General features: G+C 58.4%; 22 protein-coding genes. 11 read left to right on the forward strand and 11 right to left on the reverse strand.

Annotation, left to right across the window (positions count from 1 at the left end):
• Positions 1-14 precede the first annotated feature (14 nt).
• The 3 genes from AABB31_RS06370 to AABB31_RS06380 all read right to left on the reverse strand — a co-directional run bounded on the left by AABB31_RS06370 (position 15) and on the right by AABB31_RS06380 (position 3,059).
• Positions 15-1,085, reverse strand: coding sequence for an ABC transporter ATP-binding protein (locus AABB31_RS06370; protein WP_373635541.1), 1,071 nt, complete (start codon positions 1,083-1,085; stop codon positions 15-17).
• Between the two features lie 72 nt (positions 1,086-1,157).
• The gene (locus AABB31_RS06375; RefSeq protein WP_373635542.1) at positions 1,158-2,276 is read right to left on the reverse strand and encodes a hypothetical protein; all 1,119 of its coding nucleotides are present in this window, start codon (positions 2,274-2,276) and stop codon (positions 1,158-1,160) included.
• A 3-nt stretch (positions 2,277-2,279) separates the two neighbouring features.
• Entirely contained in the window at positions 2,280-3,059 is a 780-nt protein-coding gene (locus AABB31_RS06380; RefSeq protein ID WP_373635543.1) for an SDR family oxidoreductase, read from the reverse strand.
• 141 nt (positions 3,060-3,200) lie between these two features.
• Here AABB31_RS06380 and AABB31_RS06385 point away from each other — a divergent pair, with 141 nt between their 5' ends.
• Entirely contained in the window at positions 3,201-4,190 is a 990-nt protein-coding gene (locus AABB31_RS06385; protein WP_373635544.1) for a Hint domain-containing protein, read from the forward strand.
• Here AABB31_RS06385 and AABB31_RS06390 read toward each other — a convergent pair.
• Together AABB31_RS06390 and AABB31_RS06395 are read right to left on the reverse strand one after the other, a co-directional pair.
• Positions 4,085-4,669: a hypothetical protein gene (locus AABB31_RS06390; protein ID WP_373635545.1), complete on the reverse strand. Its 585-nt coding sequence runs from the start codon at positions 4,667-4,669 to the stop codon at positions 4,085-4,087. The genes AABB31_RS06385 and AABB31_RS06390 overlap by 106 nt on opposite strands.
• A gap of 34 nt (positions 4,670-4,703) precedes the next feature.
• Positions 4,704-5,327, reverse strand: a complete 624-nt coding sequence (locus AABB31_RS06395) for a hypothetical protein (RefSeq protein WP_342075302.1) — start codon at positions 5,325-5,327, stop codon at positions 4,704-4,706.
• Positions 5,328-5,436: 109 nt separating this feature from the next.
• On the opposite strand from AABB31_RS06395, the gene AABB31_RS06400 reads away from it, so the two are divergent.
• On the forward strand, positions 5,437-7,032 hold the full coding sequence (locus tag AABB31_RS06400; protein ID WP_373635546.1) for a peptide chain release factor 3: 1,596 nt from the start codon (positions 5,437-5,439) through the stop codon (positions 7,030-7,032).
• Positions 7,033-7,162: 130 nt separating this feature from the next.
• Here the strand turns inward: AABB31_RS06400 and AABB31_RS06405 are convergent, their stop codons facing one another.
• Positions 7,163-7,939 carry an N-acetylmuramoyl-L-alanine amidase gene (locus AABB31_RS06405; protein WP_342075300.1) on the reverse strand — a complete coding sequence of 259 codons (777 nt, stop codon included), beginning with the start codon at positions 7,937-7,939 and terminating at the stop codon, positions 7,163-7,165.
• Between the two features lie 123 nt (positions 7,940-8,062).
• Between AABB31_RS06405 and AABB31_RS06410 the strand changes: the two genes are divergently transcribed.
• From AABB31_RS06410 to AABB31_RS06430, 5 genes are all read left to right on the forward strand, one after another.
• On the forward strand, positions 8,063-8,536 hold the full coding sequence (locus tag AABB31_RS06410; RefSeq protein ID WP_373635547.1) for a hypothetical protein: 474 nt from the start codon (positions 8,063-8,065) through the stop codon (positions 8,534-8,536).
• Positions 8,537-8,670: 134 nt separating this feature from the next.
• Positions 8,671-9,240: a hypothetical protein gene (locus tag AABB31_RS06415; RefSeq protein ID WP_373635548.1), complete on the forward strand. Its 570-nt coding sequence runs from the start codon at positions 8,671-8,673 to the stop codon at positions 9,238-9,240.
• A gap of 6 nt (positions 9,241-9,246) precedes the next feature.
• Entirely contained in the window at positions 9,247-9,864 is a 618-nt protein-coding gene (locus AABB31_RS06420; RefSeq protein WP_342075297.1) for a hypothetical protein, read from the forward strand.
• A gap of 51 nt (positions 9,865-9,915) precedes the next feature.
• A complete protein-coding gene (locus AABB31_RS06425; protein WP_342075296.1) occupies positions 9,916-10,659 on the forward strand; it encodes a hypothetical protein in 744 nt (247 codons plus the stop codon).
• A gap of 146 nt (positions 10,660-10,805) precedes the next feature.
• Positions 10,806-12,230, forward strand: coding sequence for a DEAD/DEAH box helicase (locus AABB31_RS06430; protein WP_342075295.1), 1,425 nt, complete (start codon positions 10,806-10,808; stop codon positions 12,228-12,230).
• An 83-nt stretch (positions 12,231-12,313) separates the two neighbouring features.
• On the opposite strand, the gene xylB is transcribed toward AABB31_RS06430, so the two are convergent.
• The 5 genes from xylB to AABB31_RS06455 all read right to left on the reverse strand — a co-directional run bounded on the left by xylB (position 12,314) and on the right by AABB31_RS06455 (position 17,880).
• Complete coding sequence (gene xylB / locus AABB31_RS06435) at positions 12,314-13,780, reverse strand: xylulokinase (RefSeq protein ID WP_342075294.1); 1,467 nt, start codon at positions 13,778-13,780, stop codon at positions 12,314-12,316.
• On the reverse strand, positions 13,777-14,745 hold the full coding sequence (locus AABB31_RS06440; protein ID WP_342075293.1) for a sugar-binding domain-containing protein: 969 nt from the start codon (positions 14,743-14,745) through the stop codon (positions 13,777-13,779). The genes xylB and AABB31_RS06440 overlap by 4 nt, the downstream gene beginning before the upstream one ends.
• A 12-nt stretch (positions 14,746-14,757) precedes the next feature.
• On the reverse strand, positions 14,758-15,582 hold the full coding sequence (locus AABB31_RS06445; RefSeq protein ID WP_342075292.1) for a carbohydrate ABC transporter permease: 825 nt from the start codon (positions 15,580-15,582) through the stop codon (positions 14,758-14,760).
• A gap of 1 nt (position 15,583) precedes the next feature.
• The gene (locus tag AABB31_RS06450) at positions 15,584-16,450 is read right to left on the reverse strand and encodes a sugar ABC transporter permease (protein WP_342075291.1); all 867 of its coding nucleotides are present in this window, start codon (positions 16,448-16,450) and stop codon (positions 15,584-15,586) included.
• 86 nt (positions 16,451-16,536) lie between these two features.
• Complete coding sequence (locus AABB31_RS06455) at positions 16,537-17,880, reverse strand: sugar ABC transporter substrate-binding protein (protein ID WP_342075290.1); 1,344 nt, start codon at positions 17,878-17,880, stop codon at positions 16,537-16,539.
• 96 nt (positions 17,881-17,976) lie between these two features.
• On the opposite strand from AABB31_RS06455, the gene AABB31_RS06460 reads away from it, so the two are divergent.
• The 4 genes from AABB31_RS06460 to AABB31_RS06475 are packed head-to-tail and all read left to right on the forward strand — an operon-like array spanning position 17,977 to position 21,727.
• Positions 17,977-19,032: a sn-glycerol-3-phosphate ABC transporter ATP-binding protein UgpC gene (locus tag AABB31_RS06460; protein WP_342075289.1), complete on the forward strand. Its 1,056-nt coding sequence runs from the start codon at positions 17,977-17,979 to the stop codon at positions 19,030-19,032.
• Positions 19,033-19,043: 11 nt separating this feature from the next.
• Complete coding sequence (locus tag AABB31_RS06465) at positions 19,044-20,417, forward strand: sn-glycerol-1-phosphate dehydrogenase (RefSeq protein ID WP_342075288.1); 1,374 nt, start codon at positions 19,044-19,046, stop codon at positions 20,415-20,417.
• On the forward strand, positions 20,414-20,971 hold the full coding sequence (locus AABB31_RS06470; RefSeq protein WP_342075287.1) for an SIS domain-containing protein: 558 nt from the start codon (positions 20,414-20,416) through the stop codon (positions 20,969-20,971). Before AABB31_RS06465 ends, AABB31_RS06470 begins: the two co-directional genes overlap by 4 nt.
• A gap of 3 nt (positions 20,972-20,974) precedes the next feature.
• On the forward strand, positions 20,975-21,727 hold the full coding sequence (locus AABB31_RS06475; protein WP_373635549.1) for an SDR family NAD(P)-dependent oxidoreductase: 753 nt from the start codon (positions 20,975-20,977) through the stop codon (positions 21,725-21,727).
• The last annotated feature ends 30 nt before the right edge of the window (positions 21,728-21,757 follow it).

A 21,757-nucleotide genomic window follows, 5' to 3' on the forward strand; every position in this document is an offset into this window, starting at 1 on the left:
TCCATCCTACGCCCTCAGCGTCTGGGGAAAACGAAGCAGCGATCGCGCCGGATCATGATCCACAATGCGGTCCCGGCCTGCGGCAGGAACACAGACGGGACAGAGGCGCGCAGCATTGACCCGTCAAAATCCATGCGAAATTCCACAAGACTGACTGCCCCCATAAAGCGGGCCCGCTGCACCACGCCGCGCGCTGCGGTTCCATCCTGCGCCGTCGGGTTCGGCCCACGCCCCTGGCGGTCAAAGTCGATCTTGAGGTGCTGTGGTCGGATCACGATATCCACCTCCGTGCCGTCAGCCACCCCGGGTGCAAGGAATTGCCCAAAGGGCGTATCCGTCAATGCCCCTTCAACCTTACCCCGTATCACATTTATATCACTGAAAAAACTTGCTGCATCCAGATCAGTTGGGGCGTTGTAGATATTGTAGGGCGCACCGCGCTGGACGATCCGACCGTCCCGCATCAATGCGATTTCATCGGCCATCCGCATGGCCTCCCCCGGCTCGTGCGTGACCAACAGCACTGCCGTGCCTTCGCTTTTCAGGACATCCAGCGTTTCATCGCGAATATCATCCCGTAGGCGATCGTCCAGCCCCGAAAACGGCTCGTCCATCAACATGATCTTGGGCCGCGGCGCCAACGCACGTGCAAGTGCGACGCGCTGTTGCTCACCTCCGGACAACTGATGCGGATAATCGTCGCGGTAGCGCGACATCCCCACCTTGGCCAATAGTCCCGCAACGCGCTGATCCCGGTCTCGCCCTGCCAGCCCGAAGGCCACATTCTGGCGGACCGTCAGATGCGGGAATAGCGCAAAATCCTGAAACATCAGCCCAATTGACCTGTCCTCAGGCGGTTTGCGGGTCACGGTGTCGCACACAAGTTCGCCGTCGACATGAATAGTCCCGCTATCCTGCATCTCGACCCCTGCGATAATCCGCAGGGTCGTTGACTTGCCGCACCCAGACGGCCCTAGCAAGCATGTCACCTGCCCGGGCATCACCGTCAGGTCAACATCGTCGACCACACGACGACCGGCAAACTGCTTGACGATATTGCGGATCTCCAGTCGGGGAGTATTCATCGGCGCGGGGCAATCCCTGAGTCATTTCATTGGGTGTTGCGCACCTAACAAGCCAGCCGCGCAGGGGCAAGTTCAATGCAATGCAAAGGGCGTGGAGGCGATGATCCGGCCATTAACCTGCAGATGAAGCACATGCGCACCGGGATAAAGTTTGAAGGTCGTCGCAGTGTCCTTGAAATGATGCCGCTTGTTCAGGCTGATCAGCTGGCCTGCTTTGGCCTTTAGCACCTTCATCTTGAACACCTTCGGCGCGGTCTTCCCATTTGCCTTCATGAAATCAACCACATAGTCAACAATAAGCGGCGCATCATCCTGGCAGATGAAAGACACTGCGATCTCGGCCGTATCACCACGGGTCAGATCGGTGGGGGTCATCGACAACTGAATATCCGCCAGGGGCAGATCCTGCCGATATCCCAGATGTGCCATGGTCGCGGGATGCCCGGCCTTGATCAGGCCGCGCAATGCGTGGCGCTGCATCCAATCCAATTCTTTGTCGGCTTGCAGACCCTTTGACTGCCAGTCAGCCAACCGATCAAGAACGGCGTCAGGGTTCTTTTTGGTGATGTCATTGAGATGATTGGCCACGGACCGGGTCACAAAACGGGTCGGATCCGCATGCAGGCGATCCAGCAGCGGCAAAGTCTGCGCCTCTGTCAGCCCGACATTCTGACCCCATGGCAATCGCGGGCGGGTCCCCTCACTGACCAATCGGCGCACATGGTAGTGATCATGTGCCAGCCAGTCCTGCATCCGCTCTAGCGTTTCACCCTGCCAGCGGTTGAGAAATGCGCGAATAGAGAATTCCATGGAAAAGCGCTGGGTAAGGGCTTCGAGCAAATCCAGACTGCGGTCGCGATGATGTTCCAGACCATGCGCTTCGACAAAGACGCCCAGCGGAGCATAGATGAAATGGCCAAAATCATCATCGGTCCGGGTGGGATCAAGCGGCGGGGGCAAAGCCCCTTCAATGGCCGCAGCGGCGGCGGTAAAATCATCGGGAAGGTAGCGCCCCAAAACCTCGGCGATCAGATTGATCCGCGCCTTCAATTCCAAGGGCGCAAGTGCGGCCATCACATCCGCCACAAAAGGTGCCGCGTCAAAGACCCCTGCGGCCTCAAAATGACCGGCAAGCCGCCCGATAGTGTCGGCATTGAACAGGTCGTCCTTCAGGCTGAATTTTTCGGCCATCGGTCAGATCGTGGCGTTAATGGCGCCGCCATCAAGCACGATGTTCTGGCCCACGATGAACCCCGCATGCTGCGAACACAAAAACGCGCAGGTCGCGCCAAATTCGGCAGCGGTGCCATAACGGCGGGCTGGAATTGTCGCTTCGCGTTGCGCTTTTGCCGCAGCCAGATCAATACCTTGTGATTTTGACACGGCCGTATCGAGGCTGACGGCCCGATCAGTCGCATGGATACCTGGCAACATGTTGTTGACGATTACGCCATGCTGGGCCACCTGACGCGCGGTTCCGGCGACAAAACCGGTCAGTCCCGCACGCGCGGCGTTCGACAGGCCCAATTGCGGAATAGGCGCTTTCACAGAGCCTGACGTGATGTTCACGACCCGTCCCCACCCGCGGTCAATCATCCCGGGCATCAGTGCGGTCATCAATGCAATTGGCGCCAGCATATTGGCATCAAGTGCTGCAATATAATCATCCCGGTCCCAGTCAGACCAGACGCCGGGCGGCGGACCGCCTGCGTTATTGACAAGAATATCAACACCTTGCGCCGCATCCAACAAGGCAGTGCGACCATCCTGGGTCGATACGTCTGCCGCAACTGCAACAACCGAGACACCGTATGTGTCGCGCAGCGCCGCCGCTGTGGCCTCAAGCGCCTCTGCACCACGTGCGTTCAGCACCAGATCAACGCCGGCCTCGGCCAGCGCCTCGGCACAGCCCCGGCCTAACCCCTTGGATGAAGCACAAACCAGTGCCTTCTTGCCTGCTATTCCCAGATCCATCCGATCCCCCTGTCGCAAGTTACGTCGTTATCTTCGACCTAACATCCTCTGCACCCACCGGCAATGTGGCCAAATTATGGGCGACAAGACTGTCCTTTTTGATAGCTGGGATATTAACCAATTGCCTGTAAGCCTATGCGCATGATGGAAAAGATACGCGATCTTTCTGCATTCCGGGCACGTGATTTTTGCGTGACCGATGGCGTGGCGTTGGGCGAATGCCTGTCAATGCCGGGCGGTGTGGTGCTTGATGATGTCTATCAACTGTCGCACCGGTCCCAGCCGATACCGTTGCGCCACAACACGGCGACCGACGCAATCAGCGACCATTTGGGGCGGGATTTGACGGCAGCGGGGCGCATGGCACTGCTTGCCCCTGATGGCAGCGTGCAGAATGTCATTATCTTGTCAGCACCCGACGGTCAGCCAGCCGATGCCGGTTATCTTTATCCAATCGACGGTTTTTTGCCCGGTCGGCCCTACCGTCTGATCAGCGTCGATATTGGTTGCGCACGCCAGGATATGTCTCGTGCATTGCTGGCGGCTTTTGGCCCCGATGTGCCGATCCGCATGGGCGATGGCCAGACAAAACCGGCAGGACTTTTGCGGCAGGGCGATCACATCATGACCCGGAAAAGCGGGCCACAACCGATCACCTGGATAGACCGTACCCATTGTCGCGCCCGCGATGCCTATGCACCGGTCGAGATTGGACCCGGGGCCGCTGGCAATGATGATAAGTTGATATTACGCCCCGATCATCGGCTGTTTCTGCGCCGCGCGCCGCGGGGGTTTGGCGCCAAGACCGGTCAGGTACTCGCAAAGGCCCGCCAACTGGTAAACGGAACTACCATCCGCCAACGGCAGACGGGCTTTGTCGATTACGTGCAGCTTCAGCTTGCGACGCCTTGCGATATTTCTGCAGCCAGCCTGTGGGTCGAATCGCATGTGGTCGATCCGCGCGCATGGCACAACACGGTGGCCCCCGCACCGGACGCCCTGCCAAGAATGGCAACACTCAGTGGTCAGGGTGCGTCCCCAACAAAGGTGCCGTCGAAAATCGCAACACCATCTGGCCCAGTCACATCGCCGAATATAACACCGGCAGTGGCATCCGCGTTGCGCCCGTAAAAATCGCCCGCGATGCCCCCGGTGACCACGTAATCCTGCCCCGCGTTTTGCAAATCCCCGCTGACATCTGCACTAAACTGAAATTCAGTGTCCGGATCTGCATCGCGTAACAAACGGCTGTCTTCAAGCGTCAGGCTGCCTGCAACCGCGCCCGCGTTGTTCTGCAATGCGTCGATCACGCCCTCAACCGGTGCAACACCCCCCGCAAAATCCACGCGCAACTGTAAATCACCAATATGGGTCAGCGGCGCGCCCCCAGACCCCCACGGCAATCCCAGGCGGACCATGCCTTGATAAGTCACCACCCCTTGCGTGGGCAATTGCGGACCGGGTGTAACATCGCCCCCCGCTATCTGCACAAAGCGCGCGTCAAAGCTGGTCAACTGCGCGGGAAATGAGGCGGTCTCACCGCCGCCCCCGCCGCAGGCCGCCAAAAGAGGCACCGTGATGATATATCGAAAGAAGTTGCGCCCGGGCATGGCGCGAGCGTCGGGCCTTTCGCTTAAAAGATGGTTAATCGTCGCCGGTCGCCTCGGCGATGATGGCCAATAAACCGGTTCGTTGGCCCGCATTTGTGGCAATCGCAGCCTCTAAATCAATGCCCGCCAAGGCGTTTGCATCCGGTCCGAGCACATCACCGGCGATCTGGCCATCAACCGCGATTGTCTGCTGCGTCGAGGTCAGCGCCCCGGCGTAGTCTATCTGCCACGTATTCGGCCCATCGGCGCCAACCACGCCGTCACGCAACAAAATCTGACCATCATAGTCGCGCAGCACACCGTCTGTACCGGTACCAAAGGCATTATCAAGAACACCCGACCCGGTCGCGGCACCAAAATCGACATTCAGGCGAGCATCCCCCGCAATCACAGATGCGGCCGGGGTCGTTTCGACACGTAATGTAAATGAGCCCGCAAACGTCACCTCACCCGTGGTTGGCATATCCACGACCGGTGTCGGTGACATGCCAACCACGCCCGCGCCCGGGTCCCCCACGACCCGGATGCGTTGGCTTTCATAGATATCAATCCGGGCGAGCCGCGGATCAATCCCGCTACCCGGGCTGCCGCCGTCGCCGCCCCCACCGCCACCACACGCGGTCAAAAGCAGCGACGCGACCAAAAGCCATCGCGTCATTCCAATCACCCTTAAGCTCCCCTTGCACAGGGATATCCGAAAATACCAAAGCTTCCGTTAAGGGCGGCACCGCATTGCCCTTTTCCGACCAAGCGCATAAAGCGATGCCATGACAAATCGCCCTGAACTGCCGCCTGAAATCGCCCGCCGCCGCACCTTTGCGATCATCTCGCATCCGGATGCCGGCAAGACGACGCTAACCGAAAAATTTCTGCTTTATGGCGGCGCCATTCAGATGGCCGGACAGGTCCGCGCCAAGGGCGAGGCACGGCGCACACGGTCGGACTTCATGCAGATGGAAAAGGATCGGGGGATCTCTGTTTCGGCCTCTGCGATGTCCTTTGATTTCGAAAAATTCCGGTTCAATCTGGTCGATACGCCCGGCCACTCGGACTTTTCCGAAGACACCTATCGCACGCTGACGGCTGTGGACGCCGCCGTGATGGTCATTGACGGGGCAAAGGGGGTGGAAAGCCAGACCCAGAAACTGTTCGAGGTCTGCCGTCTGCGCGATCTGCCGATCCTGACATTCTGCAACAAGATGGACCGCGAAAGCCGCGATACGTTTGAAATTATTGATGAAATTCAGGAAAATCTGGCGATTGACGTGACCCCTGCCGCCTGGCCAATTGGTGTCGGACGCGAGTTCATGGGCACCTATGACATCCTGCGCGACCGGCTGGAACTGATGGATCGGGCAGATCGTAACAAGGTCGCCGAAAGCATCGAAATCAGCGGGTTGGACGACCCGAAACTGGCCGAACATGTGCCAGCGCATCTGCTGGAAAAGTTCCTTGAAGAGATCGAGATGGCCAAGGAACTCTTGCCGGCGCTTGATCATGAAAGCGTGCTCAATGGCTCCATGACCCCGATATGGTTCGGGTCTGCCATCAACTCTTTCGGGGTTAAGGAATTGATGGATGGGATCGGCACCTATGGGCCGGAACCGCAAGTGCAATCCGCACAGCCGCGGCATATCGCACCCGAGGAAAAGAAAGTCGCAGGCTTTGTGTTCAAGGTGCAGGCCAATATGGACCCCAAGCACCGGGACAGGGTCGCATTTCTGCGCCTGGCCTCGGGCCATTTTGAACGCGGCATGAAACTGACCCATGTGCGGTCGAAAAAGCAGATGGCCATCACCAACCCCGTGCTTTTTCTGGCCGCCGATCGCGAATTGGCAGAAGAGGCGTGGGCCGGTGACATCATCGGCATTCCAAACCACGGGCAATTGCGCATCGGCGATACCCTGACCGAGGGCGAAGCCTTGCGCGTGTCCGGCATCCCCTCTTTTGCGCCAGAATTGCTGCAGGCCTGCCGTGCGGGCGACCCAATGAAGGCCAAGCACCTTGAAAAGGCACTGATGCAATTCGCCGAGGAAGGGGCCGCCAAGGTTTTCAAACCCACTTTCGGATCGGGTTTTATTGTTGGCGTCGTCGGCGCATTGCAATTCGAAGTACTCGCCAGCCGGATTGAGATGGAATACGGGCTGCCGGTCCGGTTCGAGGCGTCGCAATTCACCTCGGCCCGGTGGGTGCATGGCGCCAAGGACGCGGTCGAGAAATTCGCCGCCGCCAACAAACAACATATCGCCGAGGACAATGATGGCGATACGGTGTTTCTGACACGGCTGCAGTGGGATATCGACCGGGTGGATCGCGACTATCCCGATGTCACACTCAGCGCGACAAAGGAAATGATGGTTTAAAGCGTTATGCGAAAAACCTGAATCACCTAACGCTGCCTGAAATCAAAGATTTCAACGCGTTAAGTGACAAGCGATATTTCAGGTATTTCGTCAAACGCTATAGGGGACGCAGCCTGCGCCCCCTGACCGGTCAGTTCACCGGCTTTAGAAATTCCGACCAGACCCAGCCCACATGCCCAAGCCGGGTACGGACCTGCCACCAGAACCCAACGGCCGAGATGAATTCGACCACTGTCCGTTCCGGCAGGGCGCCGATCTTGTTGCCATCGGGGTTATCCCGGAAATTCAACGTGCTGGGATGCACGCCGCTGACGCGGAACTTGGCCAGCTTGGTGCTGTCAGGCGGCGTTTCGTCTTTCTTGCCGCTGCCACCGCGCAACAAATCCAGCTGCGCGGCCACCTGCGCGCGCATCTCGTCGCCCACATCTGCATGCCCCTTGATTGACGGATCAAATGCAAGGCGCGTGATATCCCATTTGTTTTTCTGCCGAATATTCAGATTTGGCTGTACTTCCGCATGGGTCAGAATGGTGCGAGGGGTAATCTTGATGTTGTAAAAATCGGCCAGTTCGGCCAGCACTTTCATCCCCGCATTCCATTGCTTTTTGGTCATCGGGGACGGCCCTGCATCAAACGGGCTTTCACGGGATTTCCGCATGCAACATAGCGAGACACCAATCGCGCCGGTATTTGCATTCAGCGTGTGCGAGGCGCGCTTGATCCCCGATCCCTTGGCATTTGAATGGATCGGGCGATCACCTTTGACCAGACCGCCATCCCCTTCGACAAGGATATGGTACGACTTCTTGTCAACGGAATTTGCCTTATGCCCACCAGCGGTCCAATGCAGGTGAATCCGCTGCATCGCCGCTTTCTTCATCCACGCTGCTGGTATCAATTTTGCCATAATGGCCTCCAATATCTTTAAAAATGTAAACAGTATGCCCGATAACAGAAAAATGTCTACAATTCAGACATCATACCGGCGCGCGTTACATAACATTAACCAGTTTCGGTGCGTTATGCAGGAATGCGTTACTTGCTGACCTCTGTTCTGATCCTTGCCTTGGCCGCCTGCACGGGATCCCGTGTTGTTTCGCGGCAGGATGCCTGGACCGGTTTTCAGCAATCCTACACATCCGAATACGAGATTTTTAGCGATCGCAAGGCCATCATGGTTGTGCGGCCAATCATGATCTCGCGCGACGGGGTGCAGGCCTTTGGGGTCCTGACCAATATCCGGCGCCGGGTGGCCAATGGACCGATTGTCGAAACCATGACCTCGCGCGGTGTGCCATTGCAATACGAACGCCATGACAGATTGCTCACCCACTGCATTGATGGCTGCCAGCGGGCTGAGGTTGGGATCATCAAACTGACACCTGCGGCCTTCCGTCTGGCCGCCCGCACTGGCCTGCCAATCCGGGTGCAGGGGCGGCGGGGCCGTTATGAAGGCACCGTGCCGGGCTGGTTGTTTCAGCGGGTCCTGGCAGGCGCGCAATAGCGCCGCCTCTCACCGGGTGACGGCAGCCAAAGGCAGGTTCTTGCCGGTGCCGCACAACGCTCTCTTGTCTTGAACCTGTAGCTTCTGCAAACATGGGCGCGGGAATGTGGAAGGTGACGGCAATGAATACTGGCATGAAATTTTGGCTGACCGGGGTGCTGTTTGCGGCACTTGCAGCGTGTGAAAGCACGGGCGATGGCGGCGGCGGTAGCACACCATTACAGATCGTCGATCCGGCGTCACTGCCGGTCACGGGCGCGCCAACATATACCGGCACATTGAATTTTGTCTTGAACGAGGGCGGCGCGGGCGATGTCACCTATACCGGCGATCTGTCCCTGACCGCCAGCTTTGCGGGTGACACGATCACCGGCGACGTCAGCAATTTCACCGATTCCGACGCTGAAACCTATACCGGCACACTGACGCTGATCAATGGCGATATTGACCGTGGCGCGGGCGCGGGGATCAATCCGGTCTTTGCCGATCTTGACGGGTCGCTGACCCGCGCCAGCGATGCCCAAGTCCTTGAATCCGGGGCAGCAATTGGCGGCGAATTCTTCGGATCGGCCGGGGCAGCAACACCTGAAGAGGTGCGCGGCACTGTCACCGGCTCGTTCTGTACAGAAAATTGCAGTGGCGGCGGACCCCCTTCCATTGTGGCGGTTGAAGTCGCCGGAAGCACCTTCACGGCATCTCAGTAACGGCGGGTGCCGCTTCAGAACCGCGTTCTGCCGACCGGCGAAATCGTCATCGACCCGGCCCGTGGCGGCCTGACCGGCAATCGCGGGATCATCCACCGGCCCGACAAGACGCTGGGGGTTGCCCGATGGTCCCACAAGGCGTGGATTTGCTGCACACTTGACTGGCAGGGGCGCCGGCGTTCGGTCATGACGGGCCGCAATTGGACAGAACTGTTCTTTCTCGACGAGGTCACGGCCCTTGCTGCCGGACACCGCCCCTGCGGCTATTGCAGGCGACAGGCATATCTGGATTTTGTGGCCGCCTGGACACGCGGCAGCGGCACCCGGCCCAAAGCCCCAATGATGGATAAGGCGCTGCATGCGGCCCGGGTGAATGGACGTAATCGAACCCAGATCAGACATCAGGCGCGGGCAGAACACCTGCCCGACGGTGTCATGGCGTTGCACGACGACGCCCCCCATCTGTTATGGAACGGGCAGTTGATCCCCTACACCACAACGGGTTACGCACCCGCCCACAGCAGCGAGGCAAGGGATAGCCTGACGGTCCTGACCCCCGTCCCGACCATATCAGTCTTGCGGCATGGCTATGCACCGCAGGTTCATCCAAGCGCGGGCTTGTAAGGGGGCCGCCACCTCGCAATAGTGCCCCTATCGGCGCGCGGAGGCCCAATAATGAGCGACCATGACGAAACCTTTCCCGATGGTATCCGCAGCCTGCTGCCGCAATATCAAAAGCGGCGGTCGCTGCTGACCCATGACCCCGGGCAGGAACTGGCACCGTTGGACGTCGATTTCGATCAGCTGGCCACGATCCCGCTGCCCAAACAGGAAAATCCGCGGCCAGAGGGGCTCAGCCGGGTTGCGAAAAAGCGGCATATGCTCTTGGGCGAACTGCAAGGCGGCACCGAACTAGCGCTGCTGCATGGCCTGCTTGTGGCGCATCTGCGCAAGCATACATTCCCTGATCACGCGCCTGCGCTATTTCGCAGATTGTGGCGCGAGAAAGAGACATGGTTGCTGGATAATCTGCCGACCCGTTGGCTGATCTCGGCGGTGATCACCTTTGCCGAGCATGGCGAAAGCGAGGCGGATCGCAAGCTGGCCCAATCGCTTAACATCCTGTTTTCGCTGATGAAGATATACGAGGCCGAGCGTTGTTTTTCGGGGCTGTCACCGCAACAGCCCTTTCGCATCAAGGACCGGAACAAAAGCCCATTGCCCATGGGAATGCGCGATTTTTCAGTGCTGAAAGGCGATCTGGAGGCGCACCTGCTTGCCCCGCTATGGCGCGACAGCAATGCGGCACCGGCAATTGGCCCGCTCACCCGGCATCTTTTGACGTTGCTGAACACCGATGACCGCACCATATTTCGGCGATTTGCAAAAATGCGGCAGGCTGCGCAAAAACATCAATGACCAAAGGGGCTAAGGGGCCGATCCTTGACCCTCTAGCGCCGATCAGATATGCGCAGCGAAAGGCCTGATCGCCTTTGACGCGCAGGACGCTCGGAACATGCGTCCTTTTTTGAATTGCGGACCGTACCCGCATCTATAGGACGTATATGACCAAGTTTACTGATATGAACCTTGACCTCAAGGTTCTCAAAGCCGTCGCCGAAACCGGCTATGACACCCCTACCCCCATTCAGGCCGGCGCGATTGCCCCTGCCCTTGAAGGCCGCGATGTTCTTGGGATCGCCCAGACAGGCACCGGCAAGACAGCCGCGTTTACACTGCCGATGATCACCCTTCTGGGCCGCGGGCGCGCACGGGCGCGGATGCCCCGGTCACTGGTGCTGGCGCCAACCCGCGAGCTGGCGGCACAGGTGGCCGAGAACTTTGACACATACGCAAAATACACCAAGCTTTCCAAGGCCTTGCTGATCGGCGGGACCAGCTTCAAGGATCAGGACAAGATCATCGACAAGGGCGTTGACGTGCTGATCGCCACCCCAGGCCGTCTGCTGGACCATCTGGAACGCGGCAAGCTGATCCTGACAGACGTCAAGGTCATGGTGGTGGATGAGGCTGACCGGATGCTTGATATGGGCTTCATCCCCGATATCGAAGAGATCTTCAAACGCACGCCCTTCACGCGGCAGACCCTGTTCTTCAGTGCCACCATGGCGCCCGAGATTGAGCGGATCACGAACACCTTCCTGTCCAACCCCGCCAAGATCGAGGTTGCCCGTGCCGCGACGACAAATACCAACATCAAGCAGGGTGTTGTGATGTTCAAAGGCTCGGACAAGCGCAAGGAACCTTCCGAAAAACGCGCCCTGCTCCGCAATCTGATTGATGCCGAGGGCGAGGCCTGCACAAACGCCATCATCTTTTGCAACCGCAAGTCGGATGTGGATATCGTCTCGAAATCGCTGAACAAATACGGCTATAACGCCGCCCCGATCCACGGTGATCTGGATCAAAGCCATCGGACCAAGACGCTTGACAAGTTCCGCGATAATGAGCTGCGGATCCTTGTGGCATCGGATGTGGCAGCTCGCGGGCTCGACATTCCGGCCGTGACACATGTGTTCAATTTCGACGTACCCAGCCATGCCGAGGATTACGTCCACCGGATCGGGCGCACCGGTCGCGCCGGGCGATCTGGCACCGCGATCATGATCTGCGTCCCCCGGGACGAGAAAAACCTCGAGGATGTCGAACGGCTGGTCAAGGAAACCATCCCGCGTCTGGACGGCCCGACGCAAGCGGCCCCCGCGAACGGCGACAAACCAGCGGCAGAAGACAAGCCCAAGCGCACCCGGAACCGCCGCAAGAAAGACGATGACGCTGCGGCCGCGAAACCCGCCGAACAGCCCGCCCCGCCAGCACCGGACGAAAAGCCAAAGGCGGAGGAACGGCCAAAGCAAGACCGCAATCGCGGCGGGCGTGGTCGCGGACGCAATGACCCCGATGTTGTCGGCATGGGCGACGAAACACCGGCCTTCATCGCAAAGAGCTTTGCAGAGCGGGCGAAAGTCTAACGCGTTATGCGAAAAACCCGGATCACTTAACGCTGCCTGAGATCAAAGATTTCAACGCGTTAAGTGATATTTTGGGTTTTTCGTCAAACGCTATGAACAACCGAAAACGGCAAAGAACGATGGTGCTGGTACCGTTCAAAGAGATCGGTTTGCAAAGACGGCACCGGTTGCACGGCAGCCTTGCTTGGGTTCAGGCGGGTTAAGATCACGTCGCGGTCTGCCGGTTGAACAGCACTCTGCGCCATGCGTGCCGCACCCAGGCAGGCTGCAATTTCACCTTGTTCGGGGATAACGATTTCTGCGTCAAACAAGGTCGCAATCAGTGACACCCAGAACAGAGAGCGCGTGCCACCACCAACCGCAGTCAAAGATGTGATCGGCACATTTGCCGCCTTTTGCGCGGTAAAGGCGGCATAAAACTGCATCGCCACGCCTTCAAGAATTGCGAATGCCACGTCGGCCGCATCATGCCCGGCAGTCAGCCCACCGATGAAGCCCTGCGCATCGGGGCGATTGTCGGGTGTGCGCACACCTGTGATCGACGGGCGCGCGGATGGGCAGCCTGTGATGCCCTTGGCCGCGCGGGTCTCGGCCAGTGCGGCGAGCTCGGGCGCTGTGCGGCCCGTCAACCGGCTGAGCCAATCCAGCGACTGTGTCGCCGACATCACCACCCCCATCGACAAAAACAGCCCCGGCGCGGCATGCGGGGTCGTCAGGACGGCAAGGTTGGGCGCGGGATGGAACACATCATCAGCCGCACATAAAACGCCCGATGTTCCGATGCTCAGCGCCGCACGGCCCGCGACAGCGGCACCAACCCCCAAAGCGCCTGCGTAATTATCGCCGCTGCCGGCCGCCACCACCACAGCTTCTGGCGTGTTCCAGCGGCGGCAAAGATCAGGCTTGAGCTGTCCTGCAACATCGCAAGATTGCAAAAGCGGCGGCAAGCGCGCCTTGTCCCACCCTGCGGCGTCCAGCAGTTCATCATCCCAATCGCCCGTCGCACAATCAAGCAGCATGGTGCCGGATGCATCGCTGCGCTCTGTGCAGCGTTCGCCTGTCAGCTGCAGAACCACATAGTCCTTGGGCAGCATCAACACATCTGTTGCGTCCAACACATCGGGTGCATGTTTCGCCAACCACAAAAGTTTGGGCGCGCCAAGTCCCGGGTCGGGCTGCCCGTTTGTGCGCCAGCCAATGTCGGGCACCTTGGCAAGCAATTCGTCGCATTCCAGAATGGCGCGTTGGTCATTCCACAATATGCAAGGGGTCGTGGGGCAGTTGTCCCTATCCAGCAGGACCGGCCCCAACATGTGACCGGACAGGGAAATCCCCGCAAGTCGCGCCATCAGGGCGGGATGGGTTGCAGCCAGTTCATCGAAGATGTCGCAGCTTAGACGCCACCATTGGTCGGGATCCTGCTGGCTCCAGCCGGGGTGCGGGATATCAACGGGTGACGGCCGGGCCGCGGCGGCGAGGCATGTTCCCTCCTCGTCCACCAAAGCAGTCTTGATGCCAGACGTTCCAAGGTCGATACCCGCGAAAATCATGGCGAAGCGGCCACAAGACTGCGGGCTGTGTGTTCGTCCGTCACGATGTGATTGACGCAGCCGCGCAGAAGGATGGCCCGGATGATCGGAACCTTATTCAGCCCGCCAGCGGCGACAACAACGTTCGAAAGACTATCCAGATCGGCCAGATTGATTCCTAGCACGCGCGCATTGATATCATGATCAATCAGCGTGCCATCCGCGCGCAGAAAATAGCCCATAATGTCACCGATGGCCCCGGCCTGTACCAGATCATCAATTGCAATGTCATCGGGCAGACCATCGGCCAACAAAAGCGAATGTTTCATGTCTCCTGCGGCGAGGGCAAGCCCGTTTGCAGCCTGGATTTTCTCGATGGAGCCTTTGAATTCCTGCTGCTGTTCCAGAATTTCACGCGACGCCCTGCTGGAGGCATAAACCGGCGCCGTAAAGTAGCTGTGCTGGGCATTGCACAAGTCGGCAAGCCGCGTGGTAATTTCGTAGCTGTTGACGTCGGACCCTTTGGTCAGCCCGCCCATCACGGATGTGATCTCAAGGTCCGGGCGGTTCATCGGTTCCATGAAACGGGTCGCCATGTTCAACGTATTGCCCCATGACATCCCGAACAGGCGGATGTCTGGTCGTTCCAGCAGGCGGTTCAGGAATTGCCCCAGGGCGGCCCCGAGGACCGTATGCAGCTTGAAATCATCACCACCAACTGGAGCAACCGTGGCTGTATCCAGCCCGAATTGCACGCAAAGTTGCTCTTCCAGTTCAATACAAGGACCGAAAGACGAATTGATTGTGACCCGCACAATGCCGCGTTCGCGGGCCTCGGCCAGCGCCTTGTTCACACGCAGACGCGTGACGCCGAACTGTTCCGCCGCTTGGGCCTGGGTCATGCCTTGGACTTCACAGGCCCACGCAAGCCGCACCAAAAGCTGTTCATTGGCATCCAGAAGTTCTGTCTTTGACTGGCGGGACATAGCCGATAATTCCTATTTTACGGCTCCCATCGTCAAGCCACGCACGAGCTGTTTTGAGGCTAGAAGGGCAAAGATCAAGACCGGGATGACGATCAATGTCGATGTGGCCATGATCTTTCCATAGGGCAGATTGTAGCCTTCCATGAAACTGACAGCCATCGCGGGGGCAGTCTTGGCCTCTGACCGCGTAAGGATCAGGCCAAACATCAGCTCGTTCCACGAGAAGATGAATGCAAAGATCGACGACACCGCCACGCCCGGCATCGCCAGCGGCAGGCAGATTTTGGTCATGATGGTGAATTGCGACGCCCCTTCAAGGCGGGCCGCTTCGTCAAGGTCATAAGGAATGCCACGGAACTGATCGGTCACGATCCAGATCACGATAGGCAGGTTGAAGGTCAGGTAGATCAGCACCAGCGTGATATGCTTGTCCAGCAGGCCCAGATTGCGCGCAATCAGGAAGAAGGGCAGCGCCAGAACGATGGGTGATACCATGCGGTTGGTGATGAACCAGAACCACAGGTCTTTCTTGCCGCGAAACTCGAACCGCGCCAATGCGAAGGCCGCAGGCACCCCCAAGAGAACCGCCAGCACGGTTGTGCTGATCGCGATGATCAGGGAATTGGCAAGTGTGCGCAGCACCCCATCCTCGAACAAAGCTTCGCGGTAATTGTTCAAGGTCGGCTCAAATATCCATGCAGGTGGGGATTGCAGCGCAACGATGTGGGTTTTCAAGGACGTCGTGACCATCCAGTAGAATGGAAAGACGCAGACCAGCATGATCAGGGTAAGCAGGATGATCTGGCCCCAAAGGGGTTTATGGGTGCGGGTCGCCATCTCAAACCTCCTTGTAGAAGACGCGGATATAAATCTGCGCCAAAACGATTGTGATGATCAGCAGGATGATCGCCTGCGCAGAGGCAAGGCCCTGATCAAAGCCACGAAAACCGACCCGCTGGATCATCAGTGAGATGAACTCGGTCGAGGCACCGGGCCCCCCGCGTGTCAGCGTAAAAACCATGTCAAACAATTTGAGCGTATCAGCCGTGCGCAGGATCAGAACGGCCACAAGGCCGGGCAGCAGGAACGGCAATTGCACATAGCGCAAGACGGTCCAGCGGCTTTTGGTTTCCAGCCGCGCGGCCTCCTCCACTTCGCCCGGGACCATTGTCAGGCCCGCAAGCAGGACCAGCGCCACAAACGGGGTCCATTGCCAGACGTCCCAAAAGATGATCATCGCAAAGGCGTTTTGCGGATCGCCGATCCAGTTGATGTTCGCCCCGCCCATCAACTGATTGATGACGCCGAATTTCTGATTGAACATGACCTGCCCCAGCAGGCCCACAACGGCGTATGTCGTCGCCATCGGCAGCACAAGGCTTAGTCGGGCCAGTGTTTTCAAAAGGGTCAGCCCCGGTTGATGCAACACCAGCGCGATCATCATCCCGAAGATAAGTTGCAGCGGCAATGCAGTGGCAAGCAGAAAGAATGTGCGGCCCATGGCTTGCCAGAACACCTCATCCGTCAGAACTGTCCAGTAGTTCTTGAGGCCGATGAACTCGACCTGACGCAGCTTGGTCAGGTTAAAGAAATGAAGCGAGGTCCAGGCCGCATAAAGAAGCGGGGCGATCCCAACCAGCGCGAGACTGATGACAGCCGGGCCAATGAAACCGAAAATTGTCTTACGGGATACCTGTCCGCGCATTCTTGCTCTCTCCCCAAGGCCCTGCTGACAGGGTGACTTCGAGGGCGCACAAGACGCCCCCGAATGGTTTTCATACGACGGCTATCTTACTGGGCCAGCGGCTTGCTGCCGTCGTAGTAGCCGGCGGCCTCAAGCACGGCTTCCATACGGGTGCCGATTTCCTGTGCGCCTTCTTCGGTGGTGACTTCGCCCAGCATCATCTTCGTGCCCCATTCCTGCACGATCTCGGTGATTTCAGGCCATTCCGCAAAACGTGGGCGGAATTCCGGCACACCGTCCTGCCAGCTTTCAACCAGCGCGGGGATGTACTTGAAGGTTTCAGCCAATGCCGGATCTTCATAGGCCGATTGACGGGCACTGACGCCGCCACGTTCGACATATTCAACCGCATTCGCCTTGGATGTCGCCCATTGGATAAATAGATAGGCGGCTGCCTGTTCTGCGTCATCCGCCTGGGACGCCACAGCCATCGAGAACCCGCCAAGTGCTGGCTTGCGCCCCGCTGGACCCATTGGCTCGGGTGCAATTTCAACGCAATCGGCCACGGCTGATGTGTCTGGTGACACCACTGACGAATAGAATGCCGACCATTCGGTGATCATTGCAATGTCACCTTGGGCGAAACCGTTCACCACTTCGGCGTGGTCATAGGCCACGATGCCATCCGGCATATACTGCATCAGGTCCTGACGGAATTGCAGACCCGTTTGGCTTTCGTCGCTATTGAGGTTGGAGCGGAAGTTTTCATCGAGGAACGAACCACCAAACGGCCAGATCATACGCGCAAAGCTATCGGCGGATTGGGTTTCATTCCGCTTGGACTGCAGCGCATAGGCATATTTGCCATCGCCGGTCAGGGCCGGGCCATAGACGTCCTTCAGATCAGCCCATGTTTCTGGCGGCCCATCAAAACCGGCCTCTTCCAACATGCAGCGGTTGTAGAAAAGCAGGCCGGAATAGTTGTCGACCGGCAGGCCGTAAATCGTGTCATTCCATCCCCCAAAGGCATTCAGAACCAGCGGGAAAAAGTCGTCAATATCCAGATCAGGATCGACAGTTTCAGGGAATTTCGCCTGCACATCGGCCAGCGGCAAAACCCATTCGTTTTCTGCAAAGTTGCCGATCCAAACCAGGTCGATCAGCGCGACATCAAGGTCACCCCCCGCAACAAAATCGCGGACCTGTTCGCCAAGCGCGTTTTCATATGGATGTTTGATAATGTTGACCTTGATGCCGGTCTCATTCTCAAACTCCGGCAGCATCGCTTCGATCGCTTCATAGCCGGGGCGCAGCAAGAAGATGACATCCACTGTCGTCCCCGCATATGGTGCCGCTGCGTCTTTCAAACTCCACCCATGTCCATCAGCAAGAGCCCCCGACGCAAGCGTCGCGGCCAGTGCTGTTGACGCCAATAATGTCCTCAATTTCATAATAACCTCCCAGTTGAGAATTGGTTGACATACTTTTGCTTCGTGCTGCATACAAATGTAAATTAGTGCCATGTGTCAAATACAAATTGACGTGATGTGAACTTGGGCCGGCATGGGCCAAACGAAGGGAATATAGATTTGGCCACTGTAGAACTCTCAAAAATAAACAAGTATTACGGTGACTTGCATGCATTGAAGGACGTCAACCTGGCAGTGGACGATGGGGCCTTTGTCGTCTTTGTCGGGCCGTCAGGTTGCGGCAAGTCCACCCTGCTGCGGGCTATCGCAGGTCTCGAATCGGTCAGCGAAGGGACGATCAGCATTGATGGCAAGGACGTCACAGCCCTTGAACCGGCTGATCGCGATCTGTCGATGGTGTTCCAGTCTTATGCGCTTTATCCGCATATGTCGGTGCGCGCGAATATGGAATTCGGGATGAAGGTGAACAAAATCGCCCCTGCCGAGCGCATAGCGCGGATCGAGGAAGCCGCGCGTGTCCTGCAATTGACCGAGTTGCTGGACCGCAAGCCGGGGCAACTATCTGGCGGTCAGCGCCAGCGGGTCGCGATTGGTCGATCCATCGTGAAAAATCCCAAAGTGTTCTTGTTTGATGAGCCGCTGTCAAACCTTGATGCCAAACTGAGGGTGCAGATGCGCATCGAGCTTGAGGCACTGCACAAAGAACTGGACGCCACGATGATCTATGTGACCCACGATCAGGTCGAGGCGATGACAATGGCCGACCAGATCGTCGTGCTGAACGGTGGGCGGATCGAACAGGTGGGATCGCCGATGGATTTGTATCACACACCCGCCACCGAATTTGTCGCGGGGTTCATCGGCTCCCCTGCGATGAACATTTTTGCAGCTGACAATGCTTTGGGCGCCAATCTTGGCCTGTCGGATGACACGGCCAAACTTGGCATCCGCCCCGAACATATCCAATTGGGCGACGCAGGCCATCCTGGCACCATTCGGGTCAAGGAAAAGCTGGGCAGCGAAAGTTATCTTTATGTGATGACCCCAGACGACACCCAGATCGTGATCAAGACCGACGGTGAAGACAGCTTTAACGCAGGTGACACCGTGCACATGACGTTCCGCGAAAACCGGCTGCACCGTTTTGATGCGCATGGACAAACGATGAAATAGGGACCGGCCCGATGACCACATGGACGAACCAGATGGACAGACTGATCGCGCCGGCGGTCGCGCGCTCTGAAGTGACGGATGAGGTCGTGGTTGGTGCGGGCAGGTTGGCCGATACAGGCGCGCTTGTACGGCGTATGACGGATAAGGCCCGGGTGCTGTTGTGCGCAGACGACGAGGGCTTTGAGGCGGCCGGTCACGTGGTGAAAACATCCCTGCAAGCCGCCGGGTTTGAGGTGCAGGCGCATGTTCTGCCCGCTGCCCCGTTGCCGAAAGCATCCGTCGAAGAGGCAGAACCCTTTCGCGCCGCCTTGGCCGCTGACCCCGGGCTTTTCCCTGTGTCTGTCGGGTCCGGTGTGATCAATGATTTGACCAAATACGCGGCCTTCAAGACCGGCCGCCGCTATGTGACGGTGGCGACCGCCGCCTCGATGGATGGGTATACAAGCGCTGGCGCGCCCTTGGCAGAAAACGGCTTTAAGGTCACCATCCCGACCCGCGCGCCCATTGCAATGCTCGCCGATCTGGACGTGATCGCGAATGCACCGGCCGAGATGAATGGCTGGGGCTACGGCGATCTTGCGGGCAAATCGGCCGCAGGCGGGGATTGGATTCTCGCTGATGCGCTGGGGATCGAACCTATTGATGATGTCGCCTGGCCGATGGTGCAGGACCATTTGAAAGGCTGGCTGGACGGACCCGAGGGGATCGCATCGGGTGACCATGACAGCATCGCGCGGCTGTATGTTGGCCTGACTGCGGTTGGCTTTGCGATGGAAGCCCATGGCAGTTCCCGTCCGGCATCGGGTGCGGATCACCAGATTGCCCATATGTGGGAAATGGAAGGCCATTCCTATCAGGGACGCAAAGTCAGCCATGGGGCGGCGGTGTCTGTCGGCTGCGTGGCCTCCTTGGCATTGTTTGACTGGCTCGTGGACCAAGATCTGTCCCGCTTGGACTCAGACGCCATTGTACAGCATGCCCCCAGCCTGCAAGCCCGTGAACTTACCTTGGGCAAAGCGATCCCCGACAAGAAAATTGCAGAAAAGGCACGGGATGAACTAGAGGCAAAATTCGCCACCCCCGCGGTTCATGCCGCACGTTTGCGGATGTTGCGGTCGGACTGGCCCGCGTTAAAAGACCGGCTTGAAACACATCTCTATCGCCACAAAACCATGGCCGATATGCTGCAAAAGGCAGGTGCGCCGGCCTATGCGTGGCAGATCGGCGTGACGTCAGAACATTTGCTGGCGACGATGCACGCGGCTGCCTTTATCCGCCGACGCTATACGATCTTTGATCTGTTGCATGATATCGGCCAAACCGAAGCGGCGTTTGCCGCCGTGTTGCCATTGCTGACACCGCAAAGCGCGGAACTGGCCTCATGACTGACAAGCAGCTTGCCGCCAAAGCCATCGCCGAACTGGGCGCGGTTCTCGAAGCTGCGGTGCCCGACCAGATTAGTGCGATGGCCGCGCCGATCCTGAACGCCAAGCGCATCGCGGTATATGGTGTGGGGCGCGAGGGGCTGATGATGAAATCGCTGGCGATGCGGCTGTTTCATCTTGGGCTGGATGCGCATGTGGTGGGTGAGATGACAACACCCCCGATCGGCGACGGTGATCTGCTGATCGTCAGCGCAGGTCCGGGTCAGTTTTCCACCGTCAGCGCGTTGATTGGCGTCGCCAAAGCGGCGGGTGCCGCGACCCTATGCGTGACCGCTACGCCACAGGGCGCTGCACCGCAATCTGTCGATCATGTTGTTTACCTGCAGGCGCAAACCATGGCTGATGATCAAGGCGGTGGGGCGTCCGTTCTGCCGATGGGTTCACTTTATGAGGCGGCGCAATTCCTGTTCTTTGAAATGGTCATCCTGCAGCTGCGTGACCAAATGGCCCTAAGCTCCGACGCGATGCGGGCCAATCACACCAATCTGGAGTAGGTCATGGGCTGGCAGGACAGATTTTCGATTGCGGGCAAGGTCGCTTTGGTGACTGGGGCCTCTTCTGGGATCGGGGCGGAAATCGTGCGTGTCTTTACGCAGGCTGGCGCAAGAGTCATCGCGACAGGTCAATCGGTTGAACGATTGGCTGCCCTCGCCGCAGAGACCGATTGCACGACAATTGCAGCAGACATCGCGACGGTTGCAGGCTGCGAAAGTGTCATCGCCGACGCGCAGGCCCTGCACGCGCAAGTCGATATTGTGGTGAATTCAGCTGGTGTTGCGCTGGTTGGACCCGTACTGGATTTTGATCCGGCAGACTGGGATCGCACGATGGCGATCAACCTGCGCGCGCCCTTCCTTTTGGCCAAAGGTCTGGCACCTGCGATGATCAAAGCGGGGGGCGGTAAGATCATCAATATCTCGTCCCAGACAGGTGTCATCGCGCTGCCTGATCACGCAGCTTATGCGGCCTCCAAGGGGGGGCTGAACGCGTTGACCAAATCCCTGATGACAGAGCTGGCCCCCCATAACATTCAGGTCAACGCGATCTGTCCAACTGTTGTGATGACAGACATGGGCCGCGAAATCTGGAGCCCTCCGGAAAAGTCCGGCCCGATGATCGCGGGCACGCCGTTGGGCCGTTTTGGCGAACCTGTCGAAATTGCGGACATGGCGCTTTACCTCGCCTCTCCGGCATCCGATCTGGTCAACGGGGCGCTGATGATGATCGAAGGCGGGTATTCGAGCGTATGAAGGGCTTTGGCGTTCATACCAGCATGTGGA

This window comes from Yoonia sp. SS1-5 (assembly GCF_038443705.2).
In the GTDB taxonomy this organism is placed as follows: domain Bacteria; phylum Pseudomonadota; class Alphaproteobacteria; order Rhodobacterales; family Rhodobacteraceae; genus Yoonia; species Yoonia rhodophyticola.

Coding starts and splice junctions, on each gene's coding strand:
- AABB31_RS06390 (WP_373635545.1), bottom strand. CDS start 4,669: ATGCCCGGGCGCAACTTCTTTCGATATATCATCACGGTGCCTCTTTTG.
- AABB31_RS06415 (WP_373635548.1), top strand. CDS start 8,671: ATGAAATTTTGGCTGACCGGGGTGCTGTTTGCGGCACTTGCAGCGTGT.
- AABB31_RS06405 (WP_342075300.1), bottom strand. CDS start 7,939: ATGGCAAAATTGATACCAGCAGCGTGGATGAAGAAAGCGGCGATGCAG.
- AABB31_RS06375 (WP_373635542.1), bottom strand. CDS start 2,276: ATGGCCGAAAAATTCAGCCTGAAGGACGACCTGTTCAATGCCGACACT.
- AABB31_RS06410 (WP_373635547.1), top strand. CDS start 8,063: ATGCGTTACTTGCTGACCTCTGTTCTGATCCTTGCCTTGGCCGCCTGC.
- AABB31_RS06450 (WP_342075291.1), bottom strand. CDS start 16,450: ATGCGCGGACAGGTATCCCGTAAGACAATTTTCGGTTTCATTGGCCCG.
- AABB31_RS06470 (WP_342075287.1), top strand. CDS start 20,414: ATGACTGACAAGCAGCTTGCCGCCAAAGCCATCGCCGAACTGGGCGCG.
- xylB (WP_342075294.1), bottom strand. CDS start 13,780: ATGATTTTCGCGGGTATCGACCTTGGAACGTCTGGCATCAAGACTGCT.
- AABB31_RS06465 (WP_342075288.1), top strand. CDS start 19,044: ATGACCACATGGACGAACCAGATGGACAGACTGATCGCGCCGGCGGTC.
- AABB31_RS06380 (WP_373635543.1), bottom strand. CDS start 3,059: ATGGATCTGGGAATAGCAGGCAAGAAGGCACTGGTTTGTGCTTCATCC.
- AABB31_RS06440 (WP_342075293.1), bottom strand. CDS start 14,745: ATGTCCCGCCAGTCAAAGACAGAACTTCTGGATGCCAATGAACAGCTT.
- AABB31_RS06455 (WP_342075290.1), bottom strand. CDS start 17,880: ATGAAATTGAGGACATTATTGGCGTCAACAGCACTGGCCGCGACGCTT.
- AABB31_RS06430 (WP_342075295.1), top strand. CDS start 10,806: ATGACCAAGTTTACTGATATGAACCTTGACCTCAAGGTTCTCAAAGCC.
- AABB31_RS06425 (WP_342075296.1), top strand. CDS start 9,916: ATGAGCGACCATGACGAAACCTTTCCCGATGGTATCCGCAGCCTGCTG.
- AABB31_RS06370 (WP_373635541.1), bottom strand. CDS start 1,085: ATGAATACTCCCCGACTGGAGATCCGCAATATCGTCAAGCAGTTTGCC.
- AABB31_RS06400 (WP_373635546.1), top strand. CDS start 5,437: ATGACAAATCGCCCTGAACTGCCGCCTGAAATCGCCCGCCGCCGCACC.
- AABB31_RS06445 (WP_342075292.1), bottom strand. CDS start 15,582: ATGGCGACCCGCACCCATAAACCCCTTTGGGGCCAGATCATCCTGCTT.
- AABB31_RS06385 (WP_373635544.1), top strand. CDS start 3,201: ATGATGGAAAAGATACGCGATCTTTCTGCATTCCGGGCACGTGATTTT.
- AABB31_RS06395 (WP_342075302.1), bottom strand. CDS start 5,327: ATGACGCGATGGCTTTTGGTCGCGTCGCTGCTTTTGACCGCGTGTGGT.
- AABB31_RS06475 (WP_373635549.1), top strand. CDS start 20,975: ATGGGCTGGCAGGACAGATTTTCGATTGCGGGCAAGGTCGCTTTGGTG.